Source organism: Tsukamurella sp. 1534 (genome assembly GCF_000312385.1).
In the GTDB taxonomy this organism is placed as follows: domain Bacteria; phylum Actinomycetota; class Actinomycetes; order Mycobacteriales; family Mycobacteriaceae; genus Tsukamurella.
In genome coordinates, this window is record NZ_HE997627.1 from 1,169,304 (window position 1) to 1,176,267 (window position 6,964).

Sequence of the window (6,964 nt, forward strand, 5' to 3'; positions counted from 1 at the left end):
GTCCTATAGTGAACGACCATGGGAAAGCTCGACAACGGATCCGACGGCGCGGCGGGTGGCCCTCCCAGGGGCGTCCAGGCCGTCGACCGGGCGATCAGCGTTCTCGAGCTCCTCGCCCGCGAGGGCGAGGCGGGGGTCAGCGAGGTCGCGGCCGCGATCGGCGTGCACAAATCGACGGCGTTCCGGCTTCTCAGCGCATTGGAGTCGCGGGAGTTGGTGGAGCAGAACGACTCCCGTGGCAAGTACCGGCTCAGCCACGGGATCCTGCGGCTCGCGTCCACCATGTCCACCCGGCAGAACATCGCGAATCTCGCTCAGCCCGTGTGCGATGCCCTCGCGGCCGAGGTCGGCGAGACCGTGAACGTCGCCGTGATCCGTGGCGTGTACTCGATCAACGTGTGCCAGGCGCTCGGCCCCTCCGCGGTGGGGACGCAGAACTGGGTCGGCGCCCCCACACCGTTGCACGCGACCTCCAGCGGCAAGGTGCTGCTGGCGCACCAGAGCATGTCGACGGCGGACAGACTGATCCGGGAACTGCCCCTCGAGAAGTTCACCGGCCACACGGTGACACGCCCCAAGCTGCTCCGCGGCCAGTTGGCCGTGATCGAGGAACAGGGACACGGCACCAGTTTCGAGGAGCTCGAAGAGGGCCTCAACGCCGTCGCGGTCCCGGTGCGCGACCACACGGGATCCGTGGTGGCCGCACTCAGCGCGTCCGGACCGGTGTACCGGTTCACCCGGGAGCGGATCGCCGAGGTCACCCCCGCGGTGATCACCGCCGGACGGGAGATCAGCCACCGGATGGGCTATTTCGCGCGGGAGCAGCCCCCGCGGGACTAGGTGCCGAGCCGCTCCCGCAGCCACGCGTGGAACGCCCCGATGTGATGTTCGCTCGGCACCAGCACGCCGCCGTCCCGGTACAGCCGCGAGGACATCGCGGGCTGGCACCGCTCGCACGCCTCGAAGTCCTGCTGGTTGACGCGATGGAACAACTCGACCGAACGGCTCAGGTCGCGTCCCGACTCCACCGCCTCCGGCGGGTACAGCCAATCGCACTCGACGACCGTCCGATCCGCCGCCATCGGGTACATCCGGTGGAAGATCACGTGATCGGGGACGAGGTTGATGAACACCAGCGGCTTCACGGTGATCGCGTAGTAGCGCCGGTCCTGATCCTCGGTGATCCCGGGGAGGCGGCCCACGCCCTCCGTGCCGTCCACGGTGAACCCAGCCACCTCCGCGCCGAACTCGGCGCCGTGACCGACGAAGTACTGGGCGGCGTACCCGTCCGCGAACTCCGGGAGCACCTCGGTCAGTTCGGGGTGGATCGTGGCGCAGTGGTAGCACTCCATGAAGTTCTCGACGATCAGCTTCCAGTTGGCCGCCACGTCGTAGACGATCCGCCTCCCGAGCGCCAGGCCGTCGATCCCGTAGTGGGACAACGCGTCCACGTCCCCGAGCCGGTCCACGACCTCGCCGATCACCGAGTCCTCGAACGACGGCGGATCGTCCGCCAGGCAGATCCACACGTACCCCAGCCACTCGCGCAGCGCGACCGCGCGCAACCCGTACTCGACGCGGTCGATGTCCGGCATCCCGGTCAGGTTGGGGGCGGCGATGAGCTTGCCGTCCAGGTCGTACGTCCATGCGTGGTAAGGGCATTGGAATCTCCGCTCGGCCACACCGGACTGCTCCGTGCACAGCCTGGCGCCGCGGTGCCGGCACACGTTGAGGAACGCCCGGGGCTCCCCCCTGCGCGAGCGCGACACGATCACGCTCTCCCGCCCGACCTGCACGGTGCGGAAGGCGCCGGGGCGGTCCAGATCGGCCGACCGCGCGGCGCAGAACCACATCGCCTCGAGGATCCGCTCCTGCTCGGAGGCGAAGACAGCCGGATCGACGTAGTAGGCGCCGCCCAGCGTGGGAATCACGCTGGACTGCGGGGTGCTGATGATGGACACGTCGTCTCCCTCGGTGAGGCGGGCCGCCGGGATCGCGGCGCCGGTGGTCCGGTCAGGCCGCGACCGGGCAGAGCCCGCGGCGGACGCGGGTGAACTCGCGTGGGCGGTTCACCCCGAGCGCGGCCACCGCGACGCCCTCGCGGCGGTAGACAGCGAGGAAGCTCGGCCCGTCCGGGCTGCCGAGCTCGACGTCGACGCTGTCCGCGAGGTGCGGGTATCCCGCGAACTGGATCCGCCTGTCGTACTGCTCGGACCAGAAGTAGGGCGGTTTCGCCGGGGCTATGCCCGGGTACGAGCCGTTGAGCAGCGTGGAGACGGCGATCGCCGGCCGTTCCATGGCGCCGGTCCAGTGCTCGACGCGGTGCTGGCGGCCGAGCACCGGGTCGTACCAGGAGGCACAGTCGCCGACCGCGACGACCTGCGGCACCGAGGTGCCGCCGCGGGCATCGCACCGGACGCCGTCGTCCAGCTCGACGGGCCCGCCCTGCAGCCACTCCACGTTGGGGTTGGCGCCGATGCCGACGACGACCACGTCGGCGGGGATGTGCCGGCCGTCGGTGAGGGCGACCCCCGTCACGCGGCCGGCACCGGTGAGCTCCGCGACGCCGGTGCCGCACGACAGCCGCACGCCGTTCTCCTCGTGGACCCGCGCCAGCGCGGCCCCCAGGGTCGCGCCGAGGGCGCCCGCGAGCGGAACCTCCGCGGCCTCGATCACGGTGACGTCGAGCCCGCGCTTGTGCGCCGTCGACGCCACCTCGGCGCCGATGAACCCGGCTCCGATGACCGCCATGCGCGTGCCGGGGCGAAGCTCCTCGCGGAGCGCCAGCGCGTCCTCCAGGGTGCGCAGCACGTGCACGCCGGCGAGCCCGCGGCCCGCGAACGGCCTGGCCCGCGCGCCGGTCGCGACGATCACCCCGTCCGCCGCGATACGCGAGCCGTCGTCCAGCTCGATCTCGGCGGTGGCACCGTCGAGCCTGACGGCCCGGCGCCCCAACACCCAGCGCACGTCCGGCTCGCTGTCCGTCTCCAGCGCGAGGTCGATCTGGTCGAGGACGCCCAGCAGGAAGTCCTTCGAGAGCGGAGGCCGGTCGTACGGCCGGTGCACTTCGTCGCCGATCACGCTGATCTCCCCCTCGAACCCCTGATCCCGCAGGGCGCGGGCGGCGCACAGCCCAGCGAGCGACGCCCCGATGACGGCGACGGACCTCATGACCGCCCCACCACCTCTCGCGGCGCCATGGACGGAGGGAGATTCGGTGGCGCGGTGCTCATCTCGACGCGGATCACCCCGTCGACGACCTCCACCCTGTGCGTGCGCACCGGCTTCTTCGCGGGCGGCGCGTCCACCCGGCCGGAGCGCAGGTCGAACCGCGAGGTGTGCAGGGGGCACTCCACCGCGCAGCCCTCGAGCCATCCGTCGGCCAGCGACGCGTCCTGGTGGCTGCACGTGTCGTCGATCGCGAACACCTGGCCGTCCTCGGTGTGGAAGACCGCGATCGGCGGGTCCGACCCGACGCGGACGGCGTCGCCCGGGCCGAGTTCGGATAGGGGACAGACCTCGATCATGGCTGAGACCTCCGTGGAGTGACGACAGTCGGTCGTGTTGCGCAATGTGAACCAAGTTCCGCAGTTTGCGACCTTAGGCGAATTGTGGGTCACGCCGCTTCCCGATGTCAACAGGTGGCGCACGACACGCCGGAATCGATCGGAAAACCGCCTCTACCACTCGCTTCTACTGACGAGTAGCTCCGGTTCGGGGCCGTTCCACGGCCGGATTCCGGCGGCTCTCAGAGCACGCGGCAGAGCCGGAAGGCGTCGAAGACGGCGGCGTGCACATTGCGACTGCTGACCGCGTCGCCGATCCGGAACAACTGGTACCCGCCGCCGGGATTGCGCTCGACCGCCTGGGGCCGCGACGCGAGCAGAGCCGCGTGATCGACCTCGCCCAGGTTCGACGAGCCCGGCACGAGCGCGTGGTACAGCTCGTCCTGCGGCAGTGTGCCGTGCTCCACCACCACCTGATCGAAGGATCGGTTCCGGGTGACGTGCGCGTACTCGTTGTACAGGTCCACCTCGAGCCGGCCGGCGCTGCGGCGCACGGCGACGAGCCGCTCGTTGAGCGTGATCCGCACGTCGTGCTCCGCGAACACCCGGAAATACCCCGGATAGTTCACGCCACCCACATCGGGCGCGAGAACCCTTTCCGGAGTGACGATCTCGAGATCGGCACCGCCGAGGGCGAGGACCTCGGCGGCGTCCATCCCCGGGTGCCCGCCGTTGTCGTCGAACAGCAGCACCGCACCGGAGGGCCGGAACGATCCGCTCATCACGTCCCACGAGTCCGAGACCAGGTCGGCGCCCTCGACCAGGAAGTCGGTGTTCGGCAGGCCACCGGTCGCGACCACGACCACGTCGGGCCCTTCGGCCAGCACCTCGGCCGGGCCGGCGAACACCCCGTAGCGGATCTCGACGCCGAGGATCTCGCATTCTCCGAGCCGCCAGTCGACGACGCCGATCAGGTCCCTGCGGCGGGGAGCCGCGGACGCCAGGAGCAGCTGCCCGCCCGCGGCGTCCGCGGCTTCGAGCACCACGACGCGGTGTCCCCGCTCGGCCAGCACCCGCGCGGCTTCGAGGCCCGCCGCGCCGGCGCCGACCACCACCGCTGTCCGTGCCCGTACCGCACGGTCCACCGTGTGCGGCAGCGCCGTCTCGCGCCCCGTCGACGGATTGTGGATGCACTTGGCGTCGCGGGCCTGGTAGATCTCGTCGAGGCAATAGGTGGCGCCGACGCAGGGCCGGATCCGGTCCTCGTCGCCCCGCTCGATCTTCGCCACGATGTGCGGGTCCGCGATGTGCGCACGGGTCATCCCGACCAGGTCGAGGTACCCGTCGCGGATCGCGTGCCGGGCCGTCGAGACGTCGTTGATCCGGGCGGCGTGCATGACCGGCACCCGCAGCTCCCGGCGGACCGCGCCCGCGAGCTCCAGGTGGGGCGCCACCGGGGTCCCCATCGGAGGGATCACCCGCGAGAGCGCCTCGTCGCTGGCCATGTGCCCCTTGATCGCGCTGATGAAGTCGAGGCCCTCCGCGACCAGCCTGCGGGCGACGTCCAGCGCCGCGTCCTGTTCCAGGCCGCCCGGTGCGTCCTCGTCGAAGGACATCCGGATGCCCACGATGTAATCGGGGCCGACGCTCTCGCGGACGGCGCGGATCACCTGCAGCGGGAACCGCAGCCTCTCCTCGAGGGAACCGCCGTACGGGTCCCCGGCGCGATTGGTCAGCGGCGACCAGAAGCTGTCCAGGAGATGGGTGTACGCCTCGAGTTCGATCCCGTCGAGGCCGGCGTCCCGGCACCGGGCGGCGCCGTCGGCGTAGGCGCGCGCGATCCGGTCGAGGTCCCACTGCTCGGCCACCTTCGGGAACGAGCGGTGCGCGGGCTCGCGCAGGGGCGACGGCGCGATCAGCGGCAGCCAGTCACCGTCGTAGTTGCTGGTCCGGCGGCCGAGGTGGGTGACCTGACACATGATGGCGGCGCCGTGCTCGTGCACCTCGTCGGCCATCGCACGCAGCCACGGCACGATCTCGTCGCGATGGAGTTCGAGATTGCCGAAGGCGGGCGGGCTGTCCGGGGCGACGACGGCGGAGCCGCCGACCATCGTGAGACCAACACCACCCCTTGCCTTCTCGACGTGATAGGCGCGGTACCGCTCCTTCGGCAGCCCGCCCTCGGCGTACGCGGGTTCGTGCGACGTGCTCACCACGCGATTGCGCAGAGTCAGGTATCGCAGCCGGAACGGCTCACGCAGGGGGTCGACGATGCCGGCGGTCATCGGATCACCTCCGAGTGTCTGTGGCGGCCTGCGGGGCGGGCCGCCGATGTCAGGACTGAACAGACTCTGCTGTGCATCTGACATATCAGTGTGGCCGACACTATTGCAGCCGCACCCCGAGCGCAAGGATTCCGGCGGATCCACCCCGGATCGAGCGGGCCACGACGACGGGCGGGGCCCGTGCCGGCGACGCCCCGCGCCGCCCACCCCGACCCGCGCGGGGGGCACCGCTCAGCGCAGCAGGGACACCACCGAATCCGCCTTCGTCTCCGGCAGGTTCGCGAACGAGAGCATCAGCGCACCGTCGTGCCGGCCCGATCGCTCCGTCTCGTGCGGGGCGACGGTGGCCACCCGGTAGCCGTGCGCGGCCAGGTTCCCCACGGCGCGGTGGAGCGCCGGCGCGGAGCCCAGGTCCACCGTGAGATGCAGGCCCGCCTCCACGCCGAGCACGCGCGCCCGCGGAACGTGATGCGCCAGCGCGCGGCGCAGGGCGGCGAGGCGCGCCCCGTACGTCCGGCTGGCCCGCGCCACATGCACGTCCCAGCTCCCGGAGTCGATGAAGTGCGCCAGCATCGCGGCCGCCGTGCCGTCGACCCCCTCCCCGGACCCGTGGCCGGCGTTCGGCATGCCGCGGCACCGTTCGGGCAGCACCGCCCAGGCGAGACGGAGCTGCGGAGTGAGGGCCTTCGACGCCGTGCCCAGGTACACGACCCGCTCGGGGGCCAGCCGCTGCAGCGCGGGCAGCGGCGCGACATCGTAGGAGAACTCGCCGTCGTAGTCGTCCTCGATCACGAGGCTGTCGGTGGCGCGCGCCCACTCGACGAGCGCGAGCCGGCGCGGCATCGACAGCCGCACGCCGGTCGGATACTGGTGCGCGGGTGTCGTGTACACCAGGCAGCGCCCGCCCGGCAGCCGATCGACGACGATCCCCTCCTCGTCGACGGGGACGCCGGTCACGCGGTTCCCGCTGGTGGTGAAGGCGTCGAACGCGCGGCGGTACCCCGGGGTCTCGGTGGCGATCGGCGCGGCGAACCACGACGCGAGCGTGAGCAGCGCGGGGTTCACGCCGGGGAAGAGCCGGATGTCCGACGGGGCGCACGCCACCGCACGGCGGCGGCGCAGTTGCGTCGCCAGCGCGGCCCGCAGCACGTCCAGGCGGGGCGCGGGGACCGC

The 6,964-nt window shown here is 71.6% G+C and carries 6 protein-coding genes; 1 reads left to right on the forward strand and 5 read right to left on the reverse strand.

All coding sequences use genetic code 11. From position 1 onward, the window contains the following. The first annotated feature begins 18 nt into the window (after positions 1-18). On the forward strand, positions 19-840 hold the full coding sequence (locus BN39_RS17930) for an IclR family transcriptional regulator (protein ID WP_019203826.1): 822 nt from the start codon (positions 19-21) through the stop codon (positions 838-840). Here the strand turns inward: BN39_RS17930 and BN39_RS17935 are convergent. From BN39_RS17935 to BN39_RS17955, 5 genes are all read right to left on the reverse strand, one after another. Then, entirely contained in the window at positions 837-1,961 is a 1,125-nt protein-coding gene (locus BN39_RS17935; protein WP_019203827.1) for an aromatic ring-hydroxylating dioxygenase subunit alpha, read from the reverse strand. The genes BN39_RS17930 and BN39_RS17935 overlap by 4 nt on opposite strands. A gap of 52 nt (positions 1,962-2,013) precedes the next feature. Beyond that, entirely contained in the window at positions 2,014-3,171 is a 1,158-nt protein-coding gene (locus BN39_RS17940) for an NAD(P)/FAD-dependent oxidoreductase (RefSeq protein WP_019203828.1), read from the reverse strand. Next, entirely contained in the window at positions 3,168-3,527 is a 360-nt protein-coding gene (locus BN39_RS17945) for a bifunctional 3-phenylpropionate/cinnamic acid dioxygenase ferredoxin subunit (RefSeq protein WP_019203829.1), read from the reverse strand. The genes BN39_RS17940 and BN39_RS17945 overlap by 4 nt, the downstream gene beginning before the upstream one ends. Before the next feature lie 221 nt (positions 3,528-3,748). Next, positions 3,749-5,791: an FAD-dependent oxidoreductase gene (locus BN39_RS17950; RefSeq protein ID WP_019203830.1), complete on the reverse strand. Its 2,043-nt coding sequence runs from the start codon at positions 5,789-5,791 to the stop codon at positions 3,749-3,751. 231 nt (positions 5,792-6,022) lie between these two features. Continuing rightward, positions 6,023-6,964, reverse strand: a 942-nt coding sequence (locus tag BN39_RS17955; RefSeq protein WP_192814871.1) for a PLP-dependent aminotransferase family protein, incomplete at its 5' end; no start/stop codon positions are given.